Consider the following 25,480-nt stretch of genomic DNA (forward strand, 5'->3'; position numbering starts at 1 on the left):
ATCAAGAGCGCCACTTTAGCAATCATTGGCAAAATCAACAAACAAAAGCATTGGACAATAGAGAAAATAATACTGTATATTTATACAGTATTATTTTTGGAGGTGGATTATGCCTGTAATTACTCAATATGTTGTAGAACGTGATGGAATTGAAAAAATGACTTTTATTTTGAAAGCGGAAGCTGATGCCTACGATAAGCTTTTGGACACGGCCGAAGCGCTTTATGAAGTCTTGGACAGCAGCTCTCTTATGGATAACTCAACCCAAGTTGAAGCCTTATCCATGTACCTTGCAGAGAATAAAGACTCTCTTCTAGATATATTGGGGCCGAAAAAGAAAGCTCGACCAAGCACGAAAAAATCCAATGATAAAAATGTCGAAAAGAGCACACAGCTCGACTTAGCTGATGCTGCACCTAAAAAGCCATTAGAAGACTTAATCATAGAACCCGATGAAGAAAGCTTTTATGAAGAAGAGGAAACTACCGTCATCTTCGATCAGGACGAGGCCAGTGATTTCGTAGAAAGTGATGCCGCTTAGGAATAAAACTTACAAATAAAAAACGAAATGTGTACAAAACCCCATTAAAAGGTTCATATTTTGATCTAATTGGTAAATAATTAGCAAACAAAATGAACAGCTGTATTTTAATAGGGATAAAAAATGTACCTCGCCGTCATATTGATTCTTTTAGTGGGCTTCAGTCTATGCTCTATGTATTACATTTATACGTACAGAGGCAGCGTTCGATACGCCAACTGGACTGAATATTTACGAAAAGGTTGGCCGATTTTTGCACCACTTAACTGCTTGCTGTATTTGTTTTCATCTAAAGCTGTCCGTCGCCCAATTATTGATACCTTGCAATACAAAGAACTTGATGAGCTACGAGCTAATTGGGAAGTAATACGAGATGAAGCATTGGCTCTCCAACAGGAAGGAGAGCTAGAAAGCATCAATACTCTTGGCTCAGATGCCTATTATGACGTTGGCTTTAGAACCTTCCATAAATACGGATGGCGTAAGTTTTATCTAAAATGGTATGGCTACTCCCACACTTCCGCTCAGAAGAGCTGCCCTAAAACCGTTGAAATTCTCAGTAAGATCAAAAGCATTAATGGTGCCATGTTTGCTTACATGCCAGCCAATTCAGAACTTACGCGCCATCTTGATCCTGTTGCTTGCTCGCTACGTTATCATTTGGGGTTAGAAACCCCGAATAGCAATGACTGCTTCATTAATATCGATGGAGAGCAGTATTCATGGAGAGACGGAAAGGATCTTTTGTTTGATGAAACCTATCTGCATTTCGTCAAAAACAATACAGAAAAAAGTCGCCTTATTTTAATGTGTGACTTTAACCGCCCCGTCAATCCATTAGGAAAACTGATTAACATCAGCTACAAATTGCTAATGCGAGCTTCTGTTGTGCCTAACACTCATGAAGACAAAGGCGGTTTAGCCAACCAAATATTTAAGTCTGTCGCACCACTTCTACAAAAAGGCAAAGAGCTTAAAAAAACCAACAGAAAAGCTTACAAGCGCCTCAAGTACCTTATTAACACACTGATCTTGCTCGTTTTAGTGGGTGTTTTTGCTGGCGTCATTCAACTTTTCTCATGGCTATTTTTCTAAAATAGTATTTTTGTCAGCTATTACGCCTTCCATTTATATACTTAAATGGAAGGCGTTGTTCTCACTCACAACACCTTTTTCATCACTTCTGGTTTCGTTTTATTTCTTGTTTCAGTTATTCATCGATAGCAGAGAAGCGCCACATATGGCGTATACTAAGCCTATAAATTGCTTGTCTCTTTTCTCGCTAGGATGATGAATGAAGCCTGTTGCCGCACCTAAAAATAACGTCGATAAAAATATGTTGGGTGTTTTTCGTTATAGCCGACGAGCCATTGAATTGGTTTGGAAAACATCACCCGCCTTAACCATAGGTTTAGCTATTGCCACTTTAATCGCAGGGATTGTGCCTGCTGCAATGGCATACGTTGGCCAACTCATTGTTGATGCGGTTTTAGCCGCTATAAATACCTACGAACAAGAAGGTGTTTTCCATTATCAAACCGCCTTCAAGTATGTGATATTGGAAGGTATTTTGGTTCTCATCATTGCCGCTGCTCAGCGAGCACTAACGGCTCAGCAAGCGATACTTCAAGGTTTATTAGGCCATAAGGTCAATATGTTGATCTTGGAGAAAGCCCAAACCCTGACGCTTTCTCATTTTGAAGATTCTGAGTTTTACGACAAGCTCGTACGCGCTCGTCGAGAAGCTTCTAGCCGCCCTCTTGCCTTAGTGAATAAAACCTTTGCGCTACTGCAAAATGCCATTTCATTATCCAGCTTTGCGATTTTGCTATGGCACTTTTCTCCTTGGGCTTTGATATTGCTTGTGTGTGGCGCACTTCCCTCTTTTATCGCAGAAGCAAAATTTTCCAGTGCTGCATTCTTAATGTTCCGCTGGCGTTCACCAGAAGTAAGGCAGCAGAACTATTTAGAAACATTATTGGCCAGAGAAGACCACATTAAAGAGGTTCGCTTATATCAATTAAGTGGGCGTTTTTTGCAACGTTATGCGGATATTTTTCAAAAGCTTTTCCAAGAAAGTAAACGGCTCATTTTACGACGCGAAAATTGGGGTTTTGTTTTAGGTGTAATTGGTTCTTTGGTGTTTTATGGCGCTTACGCATGGATTGTCAGCGACACCATTTTGGGCGTGATTACATTAGGTCAAATGACCATGTACTTATTGTTATTCAAACAAGGGCAAAGTGCCGTTTCAGCCTCACTTACCGCAATAAGTGGCATGTATGAAGACAACCTTTATTTGTCCAATTTATACGAATATCTAGAACAAGAAACACCGTTTTCGACAACTGGTTTAACCACTGGACCAAAACCAAACGATGGCATTCGTTTCGAACAAGTTTCTTTTCAATATCCTGGCAGTCAAACCGCGGCTTTATCCAACATTAATTTGCATATAAAACCAGGGCAAAGTCTCGCCATTGTCGGCGAAAACGGCTCAGGTAAAACAACGCTTATTAAACTACTGACTCGCCTTTATCACCCAACTCAAGGTCGCATTTTGTTGGATGGTTTAGATTTAATTGAATGGGACGAAGTAACGCTATTAAAGCGCATTGGCGTGATTTTTCAGGATTTCGTAAGGTATCAACTGATTGTCGGTGAAAACATTGGTGCAGGCGATGATGCTCGGTTCCAAGATGAATCTGGTTGGAAAAAAGCCGCTGAACTCGGCAAGGCAACCGATTTTATTGATCAACTAGAAAATGGCTATAAGACACAACTTGGACGCTGGTTTAAAGACGGGCAAGAACTATCTGGCGGTCAATGGCAAAAAATCGCCTTAGCTCGCGCCTTTATGAGAGAAGAAGCCGATATTTTAGTATTAGATGAGCCAACAGCGGCCATGGATGCCCAAGCTGAAGCCAGTATTTTTGAACACTTCCAAGAACACACAAAAGACAAAATGGCGATTCTCATTTCCCATCGATTTTCCACCGTTCGCCTTGCTCATGAAATTATTGTCATGGAACATGGTGAAATAAAAGAACGAGGCACTCACGACTCTTTGTTGGCTCAGCAAGGGCAATACGCACATTTATTTAAGCTGCAAGCTCAAGGCTATCGTTAGAATCAAAAAAAGACAGATCAATAGTGGTTGATCTGTCTTTTAAAAGTAATGCACTCATCAAACTGAATAGCTATGTTCGTTCAGTCTCTATTCTTCGTCATCAACATCATTAGATTCTGATACAGGACGCTTAGTGCGTTGCGCTGGCGCTGCGATGATTTCTAAGTAAAACGCTTGCCATTCTTGGCTTTCTGCAAAACTGATTTTTTCGTTAATCTGAGCAACATGAATGATTTCTGCTGAATCTTCTGTTGCGCCAAACTTACAATCAAAACCCCAAAAATCTGCGTAATCAGGCAAGCTTTTATTACGCTCTCGTTTTAGATATTTTTTAACTTCCGATTTTGTCGCTTCAATTAAACGAGGATAGGCAATTTTTGGGTGAGATAACTTAAATGTCTTTTTCATTGGGGTCCTAAATATTGGGAGTCAGGAAACAGGCGAACCCGTTCCTATGCAGCGAGCATGATAACGGATCAGCCTCTCCACAGCTATGAATAAGTAAAAACCTCACCCGCTCAACCCATTTATTTCGACTGAGATCGAAGCAATTTATGAATAAAGGCCAATTTTTGACGCACCGCTGGCACCAAGATAAAAGGATACAAATCTGGTTGCCCCATTCCTCTGTTTAGGCTGTTCACAGCAAAAGTTAAAGGAATGTACTGAGCCAAAATTTCTTCAAAATCATCATGACTAAAAGGATCGATATTCACCATAACAGCCAGATTTTGTCGATTGGATCCAATAGGTTGAAAACTCAATCCCAAATCACTGGCGGTTTCTAATGTGTCAACGATATGCAGATAATGCGCCCACGTTTCCGCCCAATCTTCCCAAGGGTGTGATGAAGCATACACACTCACAAAAGATTGCTGCCACTCTGCATTTGGCGCCTTGTAATGAGCTTCTAACGCTTCAGCATAGTCTGCCGTATCATCACCAAATAAAGTGCGAAACTCAGCTAAAGTCTGTTCATCATCAAACACCAATGAATCCCAATAATAGTGTCCAATCTCATGTCGAAAATGACCGATCACTGTTCGATAAGACTCATTCATATCCTCGCGCATTTGCTCTCGGTCTACTGAGTTACCTTCTGCCGCATTGATAGTCACTTGGCCTGAAGCGTGCCCAGTCATTGGGCTCACATCTTCTGGCACCACATTATTTTCAGAAATAAAATCGAATGATAAACCTTCTTCTGGCGCTTTTTTCTTACTGACTAAAGGCAAGCCAAGGCGCAACAAAGAATAAACTAATCTGTGCTTGGCAAACTCCAACTGCTGCCACGCTTGGCGTTCTTCTATTTTGCCTAAGTTAGGAATATGGCGGTTCAAATCACACGCCACACAAAATGAACTTCCACCCTCTTCCACCAGCCAATTACATACTTGATGCTGATGGTTTTCACAGTAATACCAACGCTTAACCGGAACCGATGTGTCCGCCAAGGCATACCAAGCGTTATCGACAGACTTTAACGCACTAAGCACCAACTGATCAGGCAAAAAGCCCAGTGCAGACGAACATTGCTCACAATGTGTATTTTCAAATAACACGGTTTGACCACATTGCTGACAACTGAAAATTTTCATAGGATTCCTGCCATTAAAAAAGAGCTCTAAAAAAGCCCAAGTGCGGGATGAAAACAGATTTGAGACTTACAATTGCACCTTACTAGGATCATAGTTTAAAGTAGATAAAACACCTACCTATTACTCATTTCTGTGGGACTTTCTCATTTCATTCAAATACTGAGACAAAACATTGCCGAAGAAACCGAACAAAAATTTCACCACCATTTCTGATGTCGCCAAATACGCTAATGTCGGAAAGACCAGTGTTTCTCGCTATCTAAATGGCGAACAAAACAAGTTATCGGAAAAGCTTCGAGAGAAAATTGAAGACGCTATCGCCCATTTAGATTTCCGTCCAAATCACTCCGCTCGAATGTTACGAGCCGGTCACTCGAAGCTCATTGGACTTATGTTTGCCGATGTCACCAACCCTTATTCGATCGATGTATTGAAAGGGATAGAGCATGTTTGTCGCCAAGAAGGTTACATGCTGATGGTGTGTAACACGGACAATGAAAAAGACTTACAAGACAGTTACTTAAACTTATTAGAAGCACATAGAGTAGACGGCATAATCGTCAATATCGCAGCCATGGCGCCAAAACAGCTCGACAACTTAGCCAAGCTCACTTGCCCTCTTGTCTTGGTTGACCGCATTAACACCTCACTTGGATTTGATTCGGTCGGCTTGGATAACGAAGCCGCCGCTAAACAAGCCTGCGAACATCTGCTATCCAAATCCTATGAAGACATTTTGGTCATCACTGAGTCTCTTACCATTGAACCTCGACGTGCACGCGTTGATGCTATTCAAGCTTTCGTTGCAGAACAGGAAGACATGACTTGCGACATTGTGGAAACAGACAAAATGAGTGAGCCTTGTATGAGCTTAACGATTAACGACTTTTTACAAGCAAGTCCAAATCGTAAAAAAGCCATTTTTACCACTAATGGTGTTGCCACCATGAGCGCGGCAAAAGCGTTGAAAAAGCTGAATATTAAAGCAGGCCAAGATATTGGATTAATTGGAATCGATGATCCTGAATGGGTGCAATTGTTTGAAGGCGGTATAACTGTCATGCGTCAACCTACGCAAGACATTGGACAAACTGCCTGTAACCGCCTTTTAACGCGCATTCAAGGCAATAACGAACCAACACAACACATCAAGTTGGCTGCGGAATTGGTTATTAGACAATCAACATAGAACGGATTTCGCTGTTTTTGGAATCGGTTCCATGTTATCTTCTTGATCAAAATATAACAGGTCTACAATAAATGACCTCGATGACGGCAATAATAAGATAGGAATAATAAACATGGCGCAAAATAACCAAGCACAATCTTTTGTAACACTCGGTGAAGCAATGGGACTATTCGTTGCAAAAACACCTGGAAGACTAGCAGACGTTGAAGAGTTCTCTCGCTACTTAGCAGGCGCAGAAGTGAACGTCGCAATTGGTATGGCGCGCCTTGGCTTCCAATCTAACTACGTCAGCAAAGTGGGCAACGACTGCATTGGTGAATTTATCCGCAATGCGATCGGCAAAGAAAACATCAACACAGACTCTATCTCTGAAACTGCGGATTACCCTACAGGTTTCATGATGAAAACCAGTCAAACAGACGGCAGCGATCCAGCAGTAGAATATTTCCGTCGTAACTCAGCAGCATCAACGCTGAACGCCAATGATATTGATGCAAGCTTATTTAAAGCAGACACTCACCTACATTTAACAGGTGTTGCCGCTGCGGTTTCTAGCTCTATGCGAGAAGCGATTTTTAAAGCGCTAGAGTACGCAAGAGCACAAGGCTGCAGCATTACCTTTGATACAAACTTGCGCCCAACATTGTGGCCAAACCAAGAAACCATGATCAAAACGGTTAATGAATTGGCTTTTGCTAGCGACATCGTTTTACCTGGTGTTGAAGAAGGTAAAATCCTTGTAGGCAGTGAAGACCCAGAAACAATTGCAGACTTCTACCTAAGCAATGGCGCGAAAACCGTCATCGTTAAACTAGGAGCAGAAGGCGCATTTTACAAAACAGCGGCAGGCGAATCTGGCACAGTAGCAGGTTTCAAAGTAGAAAAAGTTGTCGATACAGTGGGCGCTGGCGACAGTTTTGCTACTGGCGTTATCTCTGCATTATTGGATGGAAAAAGCGTTGCAGAAGCAGCACGTCGCGGTAACTTATTTGGCTCATTAGCAGTACAAGTACGTGGCGACAGCGAAAGCCTTCCGACTCGCGCTAAGCTAATCGAGTTAGAGCAAGCTTAAGTAAGATGAAACGCAACGTCCTTTTATACAAAGGGATTCCTGAGCAAGCGCTGCAGAAACTGCAAGCGCACTTTAATGTCACTTATTTCGATGGAATAAATGACAACAATAAAAGTGCGTTTCTTTCTGCGCTTGCTGAAACGGAAGGATTGATTGGTGCCAGTGTAAAAATGGACGCTGAGGTTTTGGCGTACGCTCCGAATTTGAAAGCAGCTTCCACTATTTCTGTTGGTACCGATCAATACGACCTTCCTTATCTTGCACAGCGCAATATTCCCCTAATGCACACGCCCAATGTGCTAAATGAAACCACAGCCGATACTCTATTTACGCTCATTATGTGCACAGCAAGACGTGCCGTAGAAATGGCGAATATGGTTCGTGAAGGCCGTTGGACAAGCAGCATTGGTGAAGCACATTTTGGCACCGACATTCATGGTAAAACCTTAGGCATTATTGGTATGGGACGCATTGGATACGCCATTGCCAAACGTGCTCACCTTGGGTTTGACATGAAAATTCAATACAGCAACCGTAGCCGTAAAGAAGAAGCTGAAAAAGATTTTAACGCTTCTTATATGGATATGGAATCTTTGCTCAAGACATCTGATTTCGTTTGCGTGATGACGCCATTAACGCCTCAGACCGAACGCCTGATTGGCAAAAACGAATTTGCCATGATGAAAAAGAGTGCCATTTTCATTAATGGCTCTCGGGGAAAAGTCATAGACGAATCGGCTCTGATTGACGCCTTAACGCAAGGCACAATCAAGGCTGCTGGTTTGGATGTTTTTGAAGTAGAGCCACTGCCAGCAGACTCACCACTGTGCAAATTAGATAACGCTGTCGTCTTCCCACATATCGGCTCAGCGACGGCAGAAACTCGATTCAATATGGTGATGTGTGCCGTAGATAATCTTATCAATGCTTTAAATGGCGACATCTCAAAAAATTGTGCGAATAAAGACTTATTAAAATAATTTTAAATGGAGACCCACAATGTCTAAAGATAAATCATTTGATGCAATTAAAGCCATCAAACTAGAGAACGACAAATCTGCAGGTAACCTTGTGGATATTATGCCAATCCAAGTACAAGAAGCGGATATTGACCTTTCTTTTCTGGATAACCTAAGCGTTGAACATCCACGCTTATTGGTACAAAGCAAAGACCTTGCTGCATTTCGTGAGAATCTGAAAAAAGACCCAAGCTACTGCAAGTTTGACGCTTTTATGGCGAACTCCACCAACAAGTTCTTAGACACAGCACCTTACGCTGAGCCACAACCTTACCCAGAAGAAACCGTTGGTAAAGCCTCTTTATGGCGTCCTTACTGGCGTCAAATGTACGTTAGCTGTCAAGAAGCGTTCAATGCCACACGTAATCTATCTATTGCAGGTATCGTATTAGAAGACGAAGCCATCATTGCCAAGGCAAAAGCATGGACATTACAACTTGCGTCATACGATCCAGAAGGCGTGACATCTCGTGGTTATAACGACGAAGCGGCTTTCCGTGTTATCGCGGCAATGGCTTGGGGTTACGATTGGTTGCACGCCTACTTCACAGAAGAAGAACGCGAGACTATTAAACAAGCTTTAGTGGTTCGCTTAGAAGAAATCATGCACCACTTACAAGTAACCGTAGATTTGTTAGCAAACCCGCTAAACAGCCACGGTGTGCGTAGTATCAGCTCGGCGGTTATTCCAACCTGTATCGCGTTATACAATGAATATCCAAAAGCTCGTGAGTACATCGAATACGGCATTGAGTACTATGCGAAACATTACCCACCATGGGGTGGTCAAGACGGCGCATGGGCAGAAGGTCCAGATTACTGGAACACGCAAATGGCCTTCCTTGGGGAGTCTTTTGACCTACTAAAAAGCTACACGTCGATTAACATGTTCAACAAAGAGTTCTACAAGAATACGGGCGACTTCCCTCTTTACTGTATGCCGGTTCACTCGAAGCGTGCAAGCTTCTGTGACCAATCCAGTATTGGTGACTTCCCTGGCCTAAAACTGGCTTACAACATCAAGCACTTTGCCGGTGTGAATAACAAGCCGGAATACATTTGGTACTACAACCAGCTTAAAGCACGTGATACAGAAGCACATACGAAATTCTACAACTTCGGTTGGTGGGACTTTGGTTATGATGATTTGCGTTTTGATTATCTATGGAACGACATGCCAGAAGTGGCACCGTCTAACGAACCACTACTTAAAGTCTTCCCAATTACTGGTTGGGCGGCCTTCCATAGCAACATGACAAACCGTGATGAGCATATCCACATGGTTTACAAATGTAGTCCATTTGGCTCTATCAGCCATTCACACGGTGACCAGAACGCTTACACCTTGCATGCTTTTGGTGACACATTAGCGGCAATCACAGGTTACTACGGTGGCTTTGGTGTGGACATGCACATCAAATGGCGTCGTCGTACTTTCTCTAAAAACCTACCATTATTTGATGGCAAAGGTCAGTACGCAGAAAACACCACATCTAAGTTCGAAGGTGTACACCAAGATCGTTACTGTATTGAAGCTGGTGGTAAAATCAGCGACTACGATACAGAATCTGAAGTCTTGTTTGTCGAAGGTGATGCATCCACGTCTTACCAATTCCACAACCCAGACTTAGAAAGCTACAAACGTAAAATCTGGTTTGCAAAAGGCAAGGTCTTTGTCATGCGTGACACAGCCACAATGAAAGTTGAGCAAGATCTAACTTGGAACCTGCACACAACATTTGGCACAGAAACTGGCGGTGACAGATTCAAAATTATCGGTGAAAAAGCCGTGCTCGACGTTTCCTTCATCAACGATTGTAAAGATGACATATTGTCAATTGAGAACGTAGAAGGCTTCGGTGAAGTGGACCCAGCGGAATACGCAGATTTAGAAGTTCACCGTCATGTGGAAGCGAAGTTCAAAGCGAAGAAAGAGCACAACATTCTTACTTTGCTAGTGCCAAGTAAAGCTGGGCAAGCCAAAACAGAAGTGTCGCATAAATTAATCGGCAACACTTTAGAACTCACTATCGATGGTGAACACGTTATTATTCAACTTTAATTATTGAGCTTTATATCACTCAATAATTAAAACTCAAAAAGCCACTTCAAATGAAGTGGCTTTTTATTAAAAAACAACACCCACTGTCAGTAATATATTCGCAAATCGACGCTGTTCACCGGTTGCAATAACCAACAGAGTCTCATCACTTTTTACCGCTGAATAGAAGTCAGCACGCTCTAAATAATCAATAACGACGGCTTCTGGTAGCATGGATTTGTATTCATCAATAATGGTGTTTTCAAAATCCGCAGGGTGAGACATCATGGTCGCGCTTTCCACGTTAATCATCTCGCAGACTCCCGCCATAACATCCGTACTTGCCAGCATTCCCGGCATAAAATTCAGATAGATGATATTGGCTTGAGGTGACGAATTTGTCACAAAGGAGTAATTTCCATCTGCAATCAATATCTTAGTTTTGTGGCCACAGTTTGCTAAACAGCGAAGTAATTCTGGGTGGATGATTTTACTTTTTATCATAATTATTCTCTTTAAAAATCAACTAAAACGGCATCAATGGTGACATGAATAATGATGCACTTCTGAATGCTTTTAGTCAGTATACGGCATGACTAAAGCATGCAGAAGCTAACTTTGAACCTGTCTCTTTGATTAATCGAAAGCAATCTTGTTATTGAATTTCTAACAACATGAAAACGATGATGAGAAGCAAACTAAAAGACACACCTTGCCAGAACATCACAGGATTGCGCTGTATAAGTGGCGGTCGAGTTCGGTTCAAAAAAGCCTTGTTAGGATGATGGAGATCATAAACAAACTCCGACAAGGTTTCGTAGCGTTTCAACGGATTAACTTGTAAGGCTTTTTGTAAGGCGTCATCGATCCAAATTGGCAGTTCAGATTCATCATTAATCAAGCTTGTATATTGAATCCTACGTTGTGCATTGACGCTTTTCGCCTGAGCAATATTCACCCCATAAGGGAACTTTCCACCAGACAACATTTCATAGGCAATAACACCCAAAGCATAAATATCGGAGCGTGTTGTCCCCGCGTGCCCAAGAAAGTATTCCGGTGCCGAATAACGCATAGTACCTTTCAGCAACTCTTCGTCTTTTGTGTTGGTGACTCCAGCAATATAGGTCGAACCAAAGTCGATGATCTTCACAGTATTCGTACTATCTATCATGATGTTGGCAGGTCGAATGTCTTGATGAATCATTTCTTGTCGATGAAACGCCTGCAAACCTTTGGCGATTTGAGAAATGATATTACGGATTTGCTCTAAGCTCGGCTTGGGGTTATCAATCATCCATTGAGCAAGGGATTTGCCTTCTAGATATTCCGTGACCACGTACAAGTAATTGCGTTTCCGAGTGGATTCTATGGCTTTGACCACATGTGGATTGGTGACGCGTTTGGCTATCCAATCTTCCATCATGAAGCTTTCTAGATAGTCTTTATCTGATCCTAGCTCCACCGACGGCACTTTAAGGGCAACAGTTTGATCTGTGTCTTTATCTCGCGCCAAAAAAACATGACTGCGGCTGCTTACGTAAATTGGGCGAATGATTTCATAACCATCAAACTCCATTCTTGCAGCTAACTGAGGCGGCAAAGGCAAGCCAGTCACTTGTTGTTGAACTTCGTCTAATTGATACGTAGGAAGATGCTCAACACGAACCAGTTGTGCACTCAAGTTATCATCACTGCCCGCATCTAACGCCAACGAAATAATGCGCCCAGCCGCGTCATCTAATGTGTTTGTTGCAGCAATGCATTCCAAGATCTGAGCCACATTCACGAATTCATAAACGCCATCTGTTGCCAATAAAAACAAGTCGCCTTCAGCAATAGGGTCAACGCGATAATCAATTTCTAACGTCTGATCAATACCTAAAGCACGGGTTAGATAGCTCACATCTTCCGAGACAACTCGTCGATGATCTTGCGTTAATTGCTCTAATGCTGATCCTGTTACTCGGTATATTCGGCTATCGCCAGAATGAAAAATATGAGCGCTATTAGACTTCAGTACCAAGGCACTGAAAGTACAGATATAACCTTTGTCTTTCTCGAAACGGTAAGGGCTATTTTGAGTTTGAGCGTGCAACCAAGCATTGATTGATTTCACCACTTTTTGACCTGAGGTTTTCACTGACCAAGCATCAGAAGTGCAATAATAATCTTCCAAAAAGCCCGTAATCGCCGTTTGACTGGCGACTTGGCTCACCTTGCTAGAGCTGATGCCATCGGCAATCGCAACCACAACACCTTTCACACTCAATAAAGGCTCAACAGGAACCGAATTTCCCAGAAAGTCTTGGTTTACCTTTTTCCTGCCTTTGTCTGTGGCACTGCCAATACTGACGCTCAATGGCTTACTCATAAGCTTCCTTCATTCCATTTTCTTCAAGTAACAACAATAATTGCCAACAAAGTAAAAAAAACCCTGCTATCCAATGGAAATAACAGGGCTCTCAGGTTACTCAATATCTAACTGAACTTGAAACACATTAAGACAGTGTACGAGCTTTGGACGTTTTCACATGAGTAAGATACAAAGGCAAACCAACCAGCAATAATCCACCCGCTAAATTACCCAATACTGTTGGAATTTCGTTCCAGATCAAGTAATCAACAAAAGTAAATTCGCCACCCATGATCATAGAGAATGGGAACAAGAACATATTCACGATAGAGTGCTCAAAGCCCATGTAGAAGAACAACATAACAGGCATCCACATCGCGGCCATTTTTGCACCAGCTGAGGTAGAAATCATCGCGCCAACCACGCCCATAGATACCATCCAGTTACACAACATGCCACGAATGAAGATAGTAAACCAACCACCAGCACCATGAGACTGATAACCCAAAGTACGAGATTCACCGATTGTACTTACTTTCGCAGCAATCGCGCCGCCATCTGTCGCATAACCGTAAGTGAAGATAAATGACATAAAGAATGCTGTCATCAATGCACCTGCAAAGTTACCGATAAAGACTAATCCCCAGTTGCGAAGCACTTGCCCTGGCGTCACGCCTGGTCGTTTATCAAATAACGCCAATGGAACGAGAGTAAACACACCTGTTAGCAAGTCAAACTTCATGAGATAAAGCATGATAAAACCAACAGGGAACAAAATAGCCCCTAATAACGGATTGCCTGTCAGTGTAATAACCGTAATGGCAAAACAAGCCGCCAAACCTAAAATTGCACCTGCCATAAAAGCTCGAATAAAAGTGTCTTTTGTCGACATATACACTTTTTGCTCGCCTGAATCGACCATTTTGGTCACAAATTCACTTGGTTCTATATAAGCCATAAAGTCCTCTCTGTATTATCAATGTTAATAAATTGCGTTTCAGTTTTGTTTATTACACTTTTCTCGTCAGCTTGTAGCTACCAAGATTTATAAGGTAGAAATTTACCATTTAAGGTCAGGATTACACGATCCCCTTTTGGGTTTTCTTCTTTTTCTACCGACATAGAAAAATCAATCGCGCTCATAATCCCGTCACCAAATTTTTCTTGAATCACTTCTTTTAAAGTCGGTCCATAAACGCCAACCACTTCATAAAGTCGATAAATCAGAGGATCTTGAGGAATGGTTTCATTCCATGTTTTTGTTGGGTATTCCATCAAGGCTGCTTTTGCGGCTTCAGGAAGCCCTAAAAACGCCACGAGCTTGTCTGCAACTTCTTCGGTACAACTATTCATACCAAGGCAGGCAGAAGTCACCCAAACGTCCGTCATACCAACCGCTTCTGCGATGGCTTCCCAAGTAAGGTTTTTGTCTTTCTTGGCAGCAAAAATAGCTTCTGTAACATCAATTTTCTTCATCTGCTTTCCTCCACAAAAGTAAAGTCAAACCCAAAGCCATCTTTCCTTGAAGCACTCATTGCATACACAAGAGCCACTCAACGCATCACGTCCTTACGAGCAAGGGTTTATCTAGCAACACAAAATGTCATGACCACTAACGGCAAGAATCATCAAGAGGAAGCTGAAGAGAATTTTTTTGATAGGAAAAATCATACGGACAGACAAACGCCTACCTCATTAGATTCTCGCAAAAAAGGAGACTAATCAGATACCACTGAGCGATTCAGTAGTGGGCGACGTTGCCATAAATGGTGTCAACCGACGTTGGCCAACAGAAGCACTAAATGGAGTAAAACCATATTAGTGCATCTAGGATTGAGCAAAAGAAATGCCAAAAATTAAAAAAGAAGGGAATAACGATAAGAAGTAACACTTACCAGATTGATTAATAAAGAAATTTATTTGGCGCTTTAAGCGACAGATAAAACAACAAGAAAAGATAAAGAATTATGAACAAGGTATTTATCGCACTATAAAAAGGCGCAAATGGGAATTATGTGCAGGTGAGAGGGCAAATAACTCAGACTCAGTTGTCTCACTCAAAGGGAGCAAGAGGAAAGACAACTGAGCCTGTGTTTTCTTATAACTTAAATTTACTAATCATATCGCCAAGTTTTTCATTAATGGTTGAAATGTGGCGCACCTCTTCATGTTGACCATTGCCAATGGTCGAAAGCTTTTCAACCATGCCATGAAGCTCCGTAATATTCTCACTAATTGTTTGAATAACTTTGCTTTGTTCAGAAGAAGAGCTCGATATCTCTGCGTTCATATTATTTATTTCAATAATATGCTCACTCAATGTTTGTAAAATCTGCGACACAGACTCAGCCACTTCGACCGTTGTTTCACAGGTATTTTTTGTTTCTGCAATGGCGCTAACAACACTGCCGGCCTCTTTTTGTAAACCGCCCAGCGCTTGACCAATTTCTGTTGTGCTGTCTTGTGTTCGGTTTGCCAGAGCACGAACTTCATCTGCCACCACGGCAAAACCTCGACCTTGCTCGCCCGCTCTAGCTGCTTCAATTGACGCGTTCAAAGCCAGTAAGTTTGTCTGCTCGGCAATACCACCAATCACTTCAACAATAGATTGAATATTATTGGTTTCATTATCCATTTTCTTAACATTATCAGCCGCTTGCAAAATTTCTTCTGCAAGAGTGCTAATTTTCGCCTGCGCTTGTGTTAAACGCTCATTAGCACTACTGCTGTTTTCTTTCGCTTCATTCGCTGACGACGCAGCGGTCATTGAGTTATCTGCAACTTCCGCTGCTGAGCTGGAAAGCTCTTCAACAGCAGCCACAATTTGCTCTGTTTCTGTTGCGTGCTGAGATAAAACTACGGAGTTCTCTTCACTCTTCTCGTAGATTTTCACAACGCGACCTGAAAGCTGTTCAGAAGCATTTCTTACTTCTTTCATCATGGTTTGGAGCTGCTCAATAAAGCGGTTTATACCCAAAGCGATTTGACCGATATCGTCATTTGTATTCACTTCTAGACGCTGAGTTAAGTCGCCATTACCCTGAGAAAGCCCTGTAATTAACTCACGTAGAGAGTGAATAGGTTTGTAAATCACACGAATAATAAACAATATAATAAGCACCGCAATAATCGCGGTAACCACTAAGATAGACAGCAATTTAGCAGTGGATTCAGCAACAGGAGCAAATGCTTTATCTCGATCAACGGCAACAAAGAAATTCCAATGACCATTATTAATCAGCGTCATTTCTTCTACTAAAAAGAGTAAGTTCGCACCATTCAGCGTAAGCTCAGCTTGCTTCTCTTCAGATGCAATTAAGCCCTGTGAAAAGTCATACATAGAAGAGTCAGCTATGTTTTCTTTAGGGACAACTTGCTCGAGAGTGGAAGCGATAATCAACCCGCTTTTATCTGTAATAAAACTCACAATACCTAATTCTTCAAAAAGTTCTTCAAGGTGAGCTTGTAAGTTACTAAAGCGTACATCTGCAGATAAAACACCGTCTCCTATGGTATGAGACACTGACAAGATAGGATCACCTGAATTGGTGAAAAAAGGTTTACTGTGGGACAAACCAGGAGAAGCTTTCGCTTCTTTATACCAAGGACGAATTCTTGGATCGTATTTCTCAGGAATACCGACACCGCCAGGAAACGTTTTATTCGATGGTTTAGAAGAATAGGAAGTGCCGTCCTCAAACCCTAATGTGAATTTAGACACTGCACCAGCTTGAGCGGAAGCCATAAGCGCTGCAGGGTATTCTTTTGGTCCGTAACCTTCTTTATTAAATAGATTAACTACAGCGACAGCCGCTTCTTCTGCTCGCTGAAAAATCAACAAAATACTATGGGCTTCTTCCTCTACGAAGAAATGCAATTCATTAGTAACATTGCGACCAACTTGTTCCTTAATCATCTGATATGAAAAGAGAGCAGAGATAGATAAAGTAATGAGCAACGAAAGCACAACCGTTACTATTAAACTAGTTTTAAACCCCATATTAATCAGTCGCATAAGCATTTTCCCTAAGTAATGTTTTGTAATTATTTTATAATATCTTGAAAATCAATAAAACGACATTTTTTTATATAAAACCCCAAAATAATGAACTTATTACTAACACTATTATTGATCTCAAACTATCAAGAGATAAATTAAAACTCCGGCATAAAGATATAATAAAATTTGTACAATCCCTTAAAAAATCATTTTATGACTAAAAAGTCAGCTTTTTTAGTTTTCAAATAAAGCCTTATATTTCATAACCTTAAAAAATAAATATATTATTTAAAATCAGTGTATTTAAATAAATAAACCGATGAAACTAACGCTCTCCCTTACAAAACAGAGGACACATTAGATATCAAAAAACCATCAAAACTACACACTTCATTACATCCATCTTTTCACTCAAGATCAGACGAGAAAAAACAAAAAATAACAGGAACGATTTTCATTACTGTTAGTCTATAAGGCTGCACAACACAGTTAATTCAATTTTTTCTATAGATAGGTACTGAATAAATGAAGCGTTCAATAAAAAAACCACTTTCGTTTTCAAACAAAAGCACTTCTCTTTTCACGTTGACAGCGACGTCTGCTCTACTCGCGTTAAGCAGCTTACCAGCTCACGCAAGCGACGAAGTCAACGTGTACTCAGCTCGAAGTGAAGCCCTTATCGCTCCACTTTTAGAAACCTATTCGAAAGAGCATGGCGTCAAAGTGAACTTAATCACAGGTAAAGCAGATGCATTATTGAGCCGCTTACAATCTGAAGGCTCTGCTAGCCCTGCTGACGTTTTCATCACTGTTGATGCTGGTCGTTTGTATCGTGCAAAAGAAGCTGGCGTACTTCAGCCTTTTGAAACAAAACAATTGGATAAGGTTGTTCCTGAGCACCTTCATGACCGTGACGGTTACTGGTATGGACTATCTCAACGTGCTCGAGTAATTTTTTATAACCCAGAAAAAGTGTCTGCAGACAGCTTATCCACTTATGAAGATTTAGCGGATCCAAAATGGAAAGGACAAATCTGTATTCGTTCTTCCAGCAACATTTACAACCAATCTCTTGTTGCCTCTATGATTGACGCTAAAGGCGAAGCAGCAACTTTAGAATGGATTAAAGGTCTTGTAGCTAACTTTGCACGTCCACCAGCAGGCGGTGATACGGACCAAATTAAAGCCGCTGCCGCTGGCGTATGTAACATCGCCGTTGCCAACACTTATTACTTTGGTCGTTTAGGTTCAAGCGATAAAGCAGAAGATCGCGCTGTGTTTGAAAAGCTAAATATGTTCTGGCCAAACCAAGCATCTGGTGAGCGTGGTGCTCATGTCAATGTCAGTGGCATTGGTATTACAACCGCTTCCAAAAACACTGATAATGCAAAACAGCTAATCGAGTTCCTAACAAGTACTGAAAGCCAAGAATGGTACGCCCACGTTAACAATGAATACCCTGTTGTTGAAGGCGTGGCGCCACCAGCAAGCTTAGCCAAATTTGGTGAGTTCAAATCTGATAACGTTTCATTGAGTGTCTTGGGTGAGAATAACCGCCAAGCAGTTAAACTGATGGACCAAGGTGGTTGGAAGTAAGCTGACTTTCAATAAGCCAATTTACTTTCATTAAGTAAAAGCAAATAAAGAGGGGGCGATTTTAAGCCTCCTCTTTTATTAAATCCCAAAAAGCCTCGACCATAGGATTCTTTAAATTCTTTTTTAATGTGAACAAGCCAATATCATAAGGTTCTAGCTTTGGCAGTACGTCCAACACCTTAATACGATCTACTAATGGACTGTTGTCTAAAACAATTTTAGGGACGACACCAATTCCAAATCCCAAACTTACCATGCTCACAATCGCCTCATTTCCCGTTACCTGTGCATAGATTTTTGGCGTAATTCCATGAGAATGAAACCAATCATCAACGTGAACACGAGACACACCACTCTCAGATAAAATCATCGGAATTTTTGACCACTCTTCCAAAGATACTGGCGCTGTGGTGGGTACATTCGGCAACTGCTGCTCCAATGGCGCGATGAATAATAAGGGCGAGATAGCAATCGGTTTAAAAGCCAAATTACGCGGTAAAATAGCAGGACGCGCCGCAATGGTAATGTCTTCCTTGCCATCCAAAATATGTGCAATTGCGTGCTCCGGATCGCCTGTTCTAAGCTTAATTTCAATACTCGGATGCGTCACACGAAAACGACGAAGCAATTCATATAAAAAGCTATAACTGGCAGTAACAGAACCATACAGGCTTATCTCACCTTTTAGTTGGTCCGAATTGCCAGTTAATTCATGACGAATCAAATTCCACTGACTACTTGTCTCTCGGGCGTATTCAACAAACTTCTGCCCTTCTTGCGTCAAAGTCACCGTTCGATTATCTCGGTTAAACAATACAACACCCAGCTCTTCTTCTAACTGTCGAATATTACGAGACAAGGCAGAAACACTGATATGACACTCCTCGCTTGCACGCCCAAAATGCAGGCTTTCAGCCAAGGATAAGAAATGTTTCAACGCTCGAATATTCATAGAAGTCGCTCATATAATTAGTGTTGCAATATATGGGACATTATATTGCAAATATATCAATTTACGAAATAAAGTATTTTCTATAAAGTAGCCTCACTACCGTATGAAAGGGTTTATTTTTCACCCCAAAATATGTGTAACCTTTTTTAAATATCGATGTGCTGTACTTATCAACTAAAGTAAGTCAGCTAAGAAGCATCGACTAAAATCATCAATTACAGGTGTGTAAAAATGTCTAATAACTACTTCAATACTTTGCCACTACGTGAGCAATTGGCTCAATTAGCAAAATGTCGTTTCATGGATAGCTCTGAATTTTCTGAAGGCGTTGAAGCGCTTAAAGGCAAAAAAATTGTTGTTATCGGTTGTGGCGCTCAAGGTCTTAACCAAGGTTTGAACCTACGTGATTCTGGCTTAGACGTTTCTTACACTTTGCGCGCAGCAGCGATCGCTGAAAAGCGCCAATCTTGGAAAAACGCAACAGAAAACGGTTTCGTTGTTGGTACTTATGAAGAACTTATCCCAACGGCTGACGTTGTATTGAACCTAACACCTGATAAGCAACACACACCAGTTGTTAACGAAATCATGCCGCTTATGAAGCAAGGCGCTTGCCTATCTTACTCTCACGGTTTCAACATCGTAGAAGAAGGCATGCAAATCCGTGAAGATTTAACCGTAATCATGGTTGCGCCTAAGTGCCCAGGTTCTGAAGTACGTGCTGAATACGTTCGTGGTTTTGGTGTTCCAACGCTTATCGCTGTTCACGAAGACAACGATCCTAAAGGCGAAGGTCTTGCTCTAGCAAAAGCTTACGCTGTTGGTACTGGCGGTCACAAAGCAGGCGTTCTAATGTCTTCTTTCATCGCGGAAGTTAAATCTGACCTTATGGGTGAGCAAACTATCCTTTGTGGTATGTTGCAAACTGGCTCTATCCTTTGCTTCGACAAAATGGTTGAAGAAGGTATTGATGCAGGTTACGCGTCTAAACTTATCCAATACGGTTGGGAAACTATCACTGAAGCATTGAAATACGGCGGCGTGACAAACATGCTAGATCGTCTTTCTAACCCAGCTAAGATCAAAGCATTTGACCTTGCTGAAGAGCTTAAAGTGATCATGCGTCCGCTTTACAACAAGCACCAAGACGACATCATCAACGGCACTTTCTCTCGCGTAATGATGGAAGACTGGGCGAACGATGACAAAAACCTTCTTGGATGGCGCGCAGAAACAGCCGAAACAAACTTCGAAAAAACACCTGCTGGCGATGTTGAAATCTCTGAGCAAGAATTCTTCGATAACGGTATCTTGATGGTGGCTATGGTGAAAGCGGGTGTTGAACTTGCGTTTGAAACGATGACAGCTGCAGGCATCATCGCTGAGTCTGCTTACTACGAGTCTCTACACGAAACGCCACTTATCGCCAACACAATCGCTCGTAAGAAATTGTACGAAATGAACGCGACAATCTCTGATACAGCGGAATACGGTTGTTACCTATACAACCACGCTTGCCTACCGTTACTAGGCGACTTCATGAAAGGCATCAAAACGGACGTGATCGGTAAAGGTCTTTCTGTAGAAGACAACGGCGTAGACAACGCTCGTCTAATCGAAGTAAACGCAGCGCTTCGCTCTCACCCAGTAGAAGCTATTGGTGCGGTTCTTCGTGGTCACATGGCTGACATGAAAAAAATCGTTTAATCTTTTCCAAAAGAATTAAACATTAAAAAAGCCAAGGCATTTGCCTTGGCTTTTTTTGTTACAATACACGCTTTAGTTTTCTTCATTTTATTGCGGCAGCACTCACCAAAAAGAATCTTATTTATGCTCGATACACTCAACATTCGAAACACCTACGAACGCTACCATGCTCACGTCTATTTTAATGAAGAAACAAAATTGATAGCGAAAGAATTATGCGAATTATCCAACAGTAAGTTTGGCTTAAAGGTCGGTAACTTTCACGAAAAGCTCGTTGGACCACATCCAATGTGGAGCTGCCAAATAAGCGTAGATGCAAAAGACTTTGACACTTTTATCCCGTGGTTAGATGAAAACAGGCAAGGGTTAACCATCTTTATTCACGCACTATCTGGCGACAACATGTATGACCATACTGAGTTAACTGCATGGCTAGGTGAAGAAGTGCCTCTTAACTTAGACTTTTTTATCCAATTAGAAAAAGAAAGAGCAGCCCAAAAAGCGCAATGAAGGCTGTGAATTCGGTCTTAATGATGGAAAGCAAAGCGCTTTCCATCCTTTTCAATAATATTCACTTCCGCTTCATAAAGATGAGATAAGGCTTCTGATGTCACCACTTGTGAGGTTTCGCCGGCAAAGGCAATCTGCCCTTCTTTCACTGCAATAAAGTAATCCGCATTCGCCAGTGCATAGTTCAAATCATGGATCACAATCACAATACTTTTGCCTTTCTCTTCCGCCATCTTACGTAAATGTTGCATGAGGGATTTTGCATAACGAATATCAAGGTTATTAAGCGGCTCATCCAATAAAAGCCAATCGGTATCTTGCACATACGCCATAGCGACAAATGCCCGTTGCTTTTGTCCTCCTGATATTTCATCTAAGAAACGTTCTTGTAAATCCACTAGATGGAACTCTTCCAGAGCCTGTTTCACCGCTTCTCGATCTTTATCCGTTGGACGGCCATGGTGCTTCGGCCAACGACCAAACGCCACCAAATCTTTCACCCTTAGTCGACTTGAAACCCCTAAATCTTGGGCAACCACTGCCATACGTAATGCCATGTCAGTCGCCGATATTTTTGTTAGATCCTCTTCATCAAGATGAATAAAACCAGCTTGAATTGGACTATGACGAGCAATCAAATGCAGTAAGGTCGATTTACCTGCACCGTTGGGGCCAATTAAAGCAGTGATTTTTCCTTTTGGAATATCAGCAGACACCTCATCTAAAACCCTTCTATTACCTAGGGTATGAGTTAATTCAGACACGGATATCATTTAATTTTTCCTTTTGATAAAAGTATTAGGAAGAATAATCCTCCTACGAATTCGATCACCACGGTTAAAGTCGATTGTCTCTCTAATATGTGCTCAAAGAGTGCTTGCCCTAACAATAAAATGAGCGCCGATATCATGGCAGAAGCGGGTAATAAAAGCGCATGTTGGTGAGTTTTCATTAAACTGTGAGCTAAGACAGAAACCAAAAGACCAAGAAACACGATTGGCCCCACCAAAGCGGTTGAAATGGACACCAAAATCGAAATGGCGCACAACACCATAAACTGCAAACGGTCGTAATCCACTCCCAGTGACAAAGCACTTCTTCGCCCTAAAAGCATGACATCAAGCACTTTGCATTTTCTCGCCACCCATACACACACCAACACTAATAGTGATAATGCACAAAGCAGCTCAGTCCGGCTTATTCCACCAAATTGGGCAAACATCACACTTTGTAAAATAGCGAATTCAGAAGGATCGATAAGGCGCTGTATGAAGCTCGTAAATGCCCTAAACACCAAACCAAAGATAACACCAACCAAAATCATCAGTTGTATATCATGCCGTGTTTTTTTCAATACAATCGAAAACAAAGCAACGGAAGCAACCAGCATTAGCAAAGCATTCGAGAAGAACAAAATATCACTGGGTAAATGGGCGTAAGTAATACCACTGAGAAAGAAAATCAGGCAGGCTTGAACCAGCAAGAACAAAGCATCAAAGCCCATAATAGAAGGCGTTAATACCCTATTATTACTGATAGTTTGAAACAAAACAGTTGAGATACCTATAGCGGCTCCAACCACTAACAACCCTCCCAATTTGACCGCTCTTAGCTCTAAAATAAATCGAACATGGGTCGTTAGGTTCCAACTAAAAAGCACAACTACCACAGCAATTAAGGCAATTAACAAACCTAGAATACGTTTATCCCTCATAGCGTTTCCTCCCGAAAATCAACCATAAGAAAATCAACGCTCCTACCACACCAAATATCGTCCCCGCAGGAATTTCATAAGGGTAACGAAGAGTACGGCCTAGGATGTCAGAAAATAAGGTAAATACCGCGCCGTAACCCGCCACTAAGGGAAGGCTTTCCCTTAAATTATCCCCCATAAAGCGCGACACTAAATTAGGAACAACCAAGCCAATAAAGGGCAACACACCAACGGTTACCACCACCAAACTAGAAGTAATCGCGACTGTGGCCACGCCAATCATAACCATGAAGCGATAATTTAACCCCAGTGATTGGCTGGCTCTTTCCCCTAAACCAACAATAGTGAGCTGATCTGCAATGGCGTAACTAAATAAGGTAAAGCCTCCGGCAATCCAAAGCAGCTCGTAACGACCAGCAATTACCCCAGAAAACTCACCCGTGAGCCAGATACTGAGATACTGTAAAAGGTCTGTCTGAAAAGCAAAGTAGGTAGCAACAGCACCCAAAATACCACCGTAGATCAACCCTACCAATGGAATCAATAAAGGCTGCTCTCGTGGTAAATTTCGGGTGAGTTGTAAAAAGGCAAGAAGGCCAATCAAAGCACATAAGGCCGCGATAGACATCTTTCCAAATAGAGGCCATTCAGGAAACCAAATAGCCACAATGAGTAAACCAATCATGCTCGCTTCTGTAGTACCTGTCGTACTCGGCTCAACAAAGCGATTACGCACTAATAACTGCATAATCACGCCACAAACCGTAATACTGGCACCCGTAAGTAGAATCGCTACGGTTCTAGGCCAACGACTTACCAAAAGCATTTCCCATGCCTTGTCATCGAATGCCAATAAATTTGCAATGGACACATTGCCCACACCAATAAACATGCTCACCCCAGACAGGGCAAGCAAGAGCACAATCATAATGGAATATGGCATGAGTAATTAAGAGCGGTAACCTTGAATAATTTCTTCTAGCATAATCATCATTCCTTGGTATGCACCACCTGTGGTGTAAGCAGGACCAGGAGAAAGGAAAATTACTTTACCGTTTTTCGCAGCTTTTGTGCCATCTACTAATGGGTTATCCAGCGTCACAGCAGCGGCTTCACTTTTACGGCCAATCGCGGCAGAACGATCTATAACAAGAATGTAATCAGGGTTGGCTTGAGCAATAAACTCATAAGAAATACTTTTTCCGTGTGTTTTTTCATCCACGCCTTTGACAGACTCTTCCAAACCGACATCAGTAAATAACCAACCAAAACGTGAAGTAGCACCATAAGTAGAAAGCTTCCCACCATTCGTTAGCACAATCAGTGTTTTACCTTTGCCGACTACCGCTTTCTTGGCTTCTTCTAAACGCTCTAAAAAGGCAACTTCAAGTTCCGCTGCTTTCGTTTCAGTACCGGTAATTTTACCGAGGTCTTCAAGACGAGCCAGCATTTGATCCACATGATCGTGTCCACGTACAAACATATCAATGGTCGGTGCGATGTTAGATAAAGGCTCCATCAATTTAGAAGAACCACCACCAATGATGAACAGATCAGGATTCATCTTAACAACTGCCTCATAATTTGGGGCAGAAGACGCACCGATAGGAACCGGATTTTTTACAAAATTATCAATGTAATCTAAATAGGTTTTAACAGGCTTGCCTTTTAGCTGAACACCTAACGCATCTAAAGTATCAAGAGACAAGAGATCGTATACCACTAATGTTTTTGGTTCCGCAGGTACCATAACATCACCTTTTGCTGTTCTAATACTCACTTCATCAGCCATCACCGAAGTCGACAACATCACCAATGACAACGCCATCAATTTCTTAAATTTCAACATAACTATTTAATCTTCCTTTCAAAAACATCACAGAATCATTTTTGTTATAGCTTCAAGTCTTTCAATTGCGTTGATTATTCGAAATCTAACCCCGCACTGAATACTCGAAAGCCGTCAATGCGTGCGGATTCTACATACTTATTTCACATTTTCCACAAAAAGATAATGAAAATGATTTTCATCTGCATTATTATGCGCATAATTTA

22 protein-coding genes are annotated in these 25,480 nt (G+C 41.7%); 10 read left to right on the forward strand and 12 right to left on the reverse strand.

Annotation, left to right across the window (positions count from 1 at the left end; all coding sequences use genetic code 11):
* The first annotated feature begins 109 nt into the window (after positions 1 to 109).
* The 3 genes from ACMUMQ_RS03810 to ACMUMQ_RS03820 all read left to right on the forward strand — a co-directional run bounded on the left by ACMUMQ_RS03810 (position 110) and on the right by ACMUMQ_RS03820 (position 3,671).
* Positions 110 to 541: a YebG family protein gene (locus ACMUMQ_RS03810; RefSeq protein ID WP_414680681.1), complete on the forward strand. Its 432-nt coding sequence runs from the start codon at positions 110 to 112 to the stop codon at positions 539 to 541.
* 123 nt (positions 542 to 664) lie between these two features.
* Positions 665 to 1,636, forward strand: coding sequence for an aspartyl/asparaginyl beta-hydroxylase domain-containing protein (locus tag ACMUMQ_RS03815; RefSeq protein WP_414680682.1), 972 nt, complete (start codon positions 665 to 667; stop codon positions 1,634 to 1,636).
* 199 nt (positions 1,637 to 1,835) lie between these two features.
* On the forward strand, positions 1,836 to 3,671 hold the full coding sequence (locus ACMUMQ_RS03820) for an ABC transporter ATP-binding protein (protein ID WP_414680683.1): 1,836 nt from the start codon (positions 1,836 to 1,838) through the stop codon (positions 3,669 to 3,671).
* 87 nt (positions 3,672 to 3,758) lie between these two features.
* On the opposite strand, the gene ACMUMQ_RS03825 is transcribed toward ACMUMQ_RS03820, so the two are convergent.
* Positions 3,759 to 4,079, reverse strand: coding sequence for a DUF6172 family protein (locus tag ACMUMQ_RS03825; protein WP_414680684.1), 321 nt, complete (start codon positions 4,077 to 4,079; stop codon positions 3,759 to 3,761).
* Between the two features lie 119 nt (positions 4,080 to 4,198).
* Positions 4,199 to 5,269 (reverse strand): zinc-binding metallopeptidase family protein, encoded by a 1,071-nt coding sequence (locus ACMUMQ_RS03830; protein WP_414680685.1) that lies wholly within the window; start codon positions 5,267 to 5,269, stop codon positions 4,199 to 4,201.
* Positions 5,270 to 5,441: 172 nt separating this feature from the next.
* Here ACMUMQ_RS03830 and ACMUMQ_RS03835 point away from each other — a divergent pair, with 172 nt between their 5' ends.
* The 4 genes from ACMUMQ_RS03835 to ACMUMQ_RS03850 all read left to right on the forward strand — a co-directional run bounded on the left by ACMUMQ_RS03835 (position 5,442) and on the right by ACMUMQ_RS03850 (position 10,611).
* Positions 5,442 to 6,458 carry a LacI family DNA-binding transcriptional regulator gene (locus tag ACMUMQ_RS03835; RefSeq protein ID WP_414680686.1) on the forward strand — a complete coding sequence of 339 codons (1,017 nt, stop codon included), beginning with the start codon at positions 5,442 to 5,444 and terminating at the stop codon, positions 6,456 to 6,458.
* A 112-nt stretch (positions 6,459 to 6,570) separates the two neighbouring features.
* A complete protein-coding gene (locus ACMUMQ_RS03840) occupies positions 6,571 to 7,530 on the forward strand; it encodes a sugar kinase (RefSeq protein ID WP_414680687.1) in 960 nt (319 codons plus the stop codon).
* Between the two features lie 5 nt (positions 7,531 to 7,535).
* Positions 7,536 to 8,510: an NAD(P)-dependent oxidoreductase gene (locus ACMUMQ_RS03845; protein ID WP_414680688.1), complete on the forward strand. Its 975-nt coding sequence runs from the start codon at positions 7,536 to 7,538 to the stop codon at positions 8,508 to 8,510.
* A 19-nt stretch (positions 8,511 to 8,529) separates the two neighbouring features.
* Positions 8,530 to 10,611: a DUF4962 domain-containing protein gene (locus ACMUMQ_RS03850; RefSeq protein WP_414680689.1), complete on the forward strand. Its 2,082-nt coding sequence runs from the start codon at positions 8,530 to 8,532 to the stop codon at positions 10,609 to 10,611.
* A gap of 66 nt (positions 10,612 to 10,677) precedes the next feature.
* Here ACMUMQ_RS03850 and ACMUMQ_RS03855 read toward each other — a convergent pair whose 3' ends face one another.
* The 5 genes from ACMUMQ_RS03855 to ACMUMQ_RS03875 all read right to left on the reverse strand — a co-directional run bounded on the left by ACMUMQ_RS03855 (position 10,678) and on the right by ACMUMQ_RS03875 (position 16,961).
* On the reverse strand, positions 10,678 to 11,094 hold the full coding sequence (locus ACMUMQ_RS03855; RefSeq protein WP_414680690.1) for an RbsD/FucU family protein: 417 nt from the start codon (positions 11,092 to 11,094) through the stop codon (positions 10,678 to 10,680).
* 151 nt (positions 11,095 to 11,245) lie between these two features.
* Complete coding sequence (locus ACMUMQ_RS03860; RefSeq protein ID WP_414680691.1) at positions 11,246 to 12,964, reverse strand: bifunctional protein-serine/threonine kinase/phosphatase; 1,719 nt, start codon at positions 12,962 to 12,964, stop codon at positions 11,246 to 11,248.
* Between the two features lie 127 nt (positions 12,965 to 13,091).
* Positions 13,092 to 13,904 (reverse strand): formate/nitrite transporter family protein, encoded by an 813-nt coding sequence (locus ACMUMQ_RS03865; protein ID WP_414680692.1) that lies wholly within the window; start codon positions 13,902 to 13,904, stop codon positions 13,092 to 13,094.
* A 77-nt stretch (positions 13,905 to 13,981) separates the two neighbouring features.
* On the reverse strand, positions 13,982 to 14,422 hold the full coding sequence (cynS, locus tag ACMUMQ_RS03870) for a cyanase (RefSeq protein ID WP_414680693.1): 441 nt from the start codon (positions 14,420 to 14,422) through the stop codon (positions 13,982 to 13,984).
* A 622-nt stretch (positions 14,423 to 15,044) separates the two neighbouring features.
* Entirely contained in the window at positions 15,045 to 16,961 is a 1,917-nt protein-coding gene (locus tag ACMUMQ_RS03875; protein ID WP_414680694.1) for a methyl-accepting chemotaxis protein, read from the reverse strand.
* 510 nt (positions 16,962 to 17,471) lie between these two features.
* On the opposite strand from ACMUMQ_RS03875, the gene ACMUMQ_RS03880 reads away from it, so the two are divergent.
* Positions 17,472 to 18,542, forward strand: coding sequence for a Fe(3+) ABC transporter substrate-binding protein (locus ACMUMQ_RS03880; protein ID WP_414680695.1), 1,071 nt, complete (start codon positions 17,472 to 17,474; stop codon positions 18,540 to 18,542).
* 61 nt (positions 18,543 to 18,603) lie between these two features.
* On the opposite strand, the gene ilvY is transcribed toward ACMUMQ_RS03880, so the two are convergent.
* Positions 18,604 to 19,494 carry an HTH-type transcriptional activator IlvY gene (gene ilvY, locus ACMUMQ_RS03885; protein ID WP_414680696.1) on the reverse strand — a complete coding sequence of 297 codons (891 nt, stop codon included), beginning with the start codon at positions 19,492 to 19,494 and terminating at the stop codon, positions 18,604 to 18,606.
* Positions 19,495 to 19,725: 231 nt separating this feature from the next.
* On the opposite strand from ilvY, the gene ilvC reads away from it, so the two are divergent.
* Positions 19,726 to 21,201, forward strand: coding sequence for a ketol-acid reductoisomerase (gene ilvC, locus ACMUMQ_RS03890; RefSeq protein WP_414680697.1), 1,476 nt, complete (start codon positions 19,726 to 19,728; stop codon positions 21,199 to 21,201).
* Between the two features lie 123 nt (positions 21,202 to 21,324).
* A complete protein-coding gene (locus ACMUMQ_RS03895; RefSeq protein WP_414680698.1) occupies positions 21,325 to 21,711 on the forward strand; it encodes a DOPA 4,5-dioxygenase family protein in 387 nt (128 codons plus the stop codon).
* 17 nt (positions 21,712 to 21,728) lie between these two features.
* On the opposite strand, the gene ACMUMQ_RS03900 is transcribed toward ACMUMQ_RS03895, so the two are convergent.
* Genes ACMUMQ_RS03900 through ACMUMQ_RS03915 form a run of 4 tightly spaced genes read right to left on the reverse strand, consistent with a single transcriptional unit; the run spans position 21,729 to position 25,274 of the window.
* Entirely contained in the window at positions 21,729 to 22,484 is a 756-nt protein-coding gene (locus tag ACMUMQ_RS03900) for an iron ABC transporter ATP-binding protein (RefSeq protein WP_414680699.1), read from the reverse strand.
* Positions 22,481 to 23,425, reverse strand: a complete 945-nt coding sequence (locus tag ACMUMQ_RS03905) for an iron chelate uptake ABC transporter family permease subunit (RefSeq protein WP_414680700.1) — start codon at positions 23,423 to 23,425, stop codon at positions 22,481 to 22,483. The genes ACMUMQ_RS03900 and ACMUMQ_RS03905 overlap by 4 nt, the downstream gene beginning before the upstream one ends.
* A complete protein-coding gene (locus ACMUMQ_RS03910; RefSeq protein ID WP_414680701.1) occupies positions 23,415 to 24,368 on the reverse strand; it encodes an ABC transporter permease in 954 nt (317 codons plus the stop codon). Before ACMUMQ_RS03910 ends, ACMUMQ_RS03905 begins: the two co-directional genes overlap by 11 nt.
* 6 nt (positions 24,369 to 24,374) lie before the next feature.
* On the reverse strand, positions 24,375 to 25,274 hold the full coding sequence (locus ACMUMQ_RS03915) for a siderophore ABC transporter substrate-binding protein (RefSeq protein ID WP_414680702.1): 900 nt from the start codon (positions 25,272 to 25,274) through the stop codon (positions 24,375 to 24,377).
* Positions 25,275 to 25,480 lie beyond the last annotated feature (206 nt).

It is taken from the genome of Marinomonas algae, assembly GCF_047525555.1.
GTDB lineage: Bacteria > Pseudomonadota > Gammaproteobacteria > Pseudomonadales > Marinomonadaceae > Marinomonas.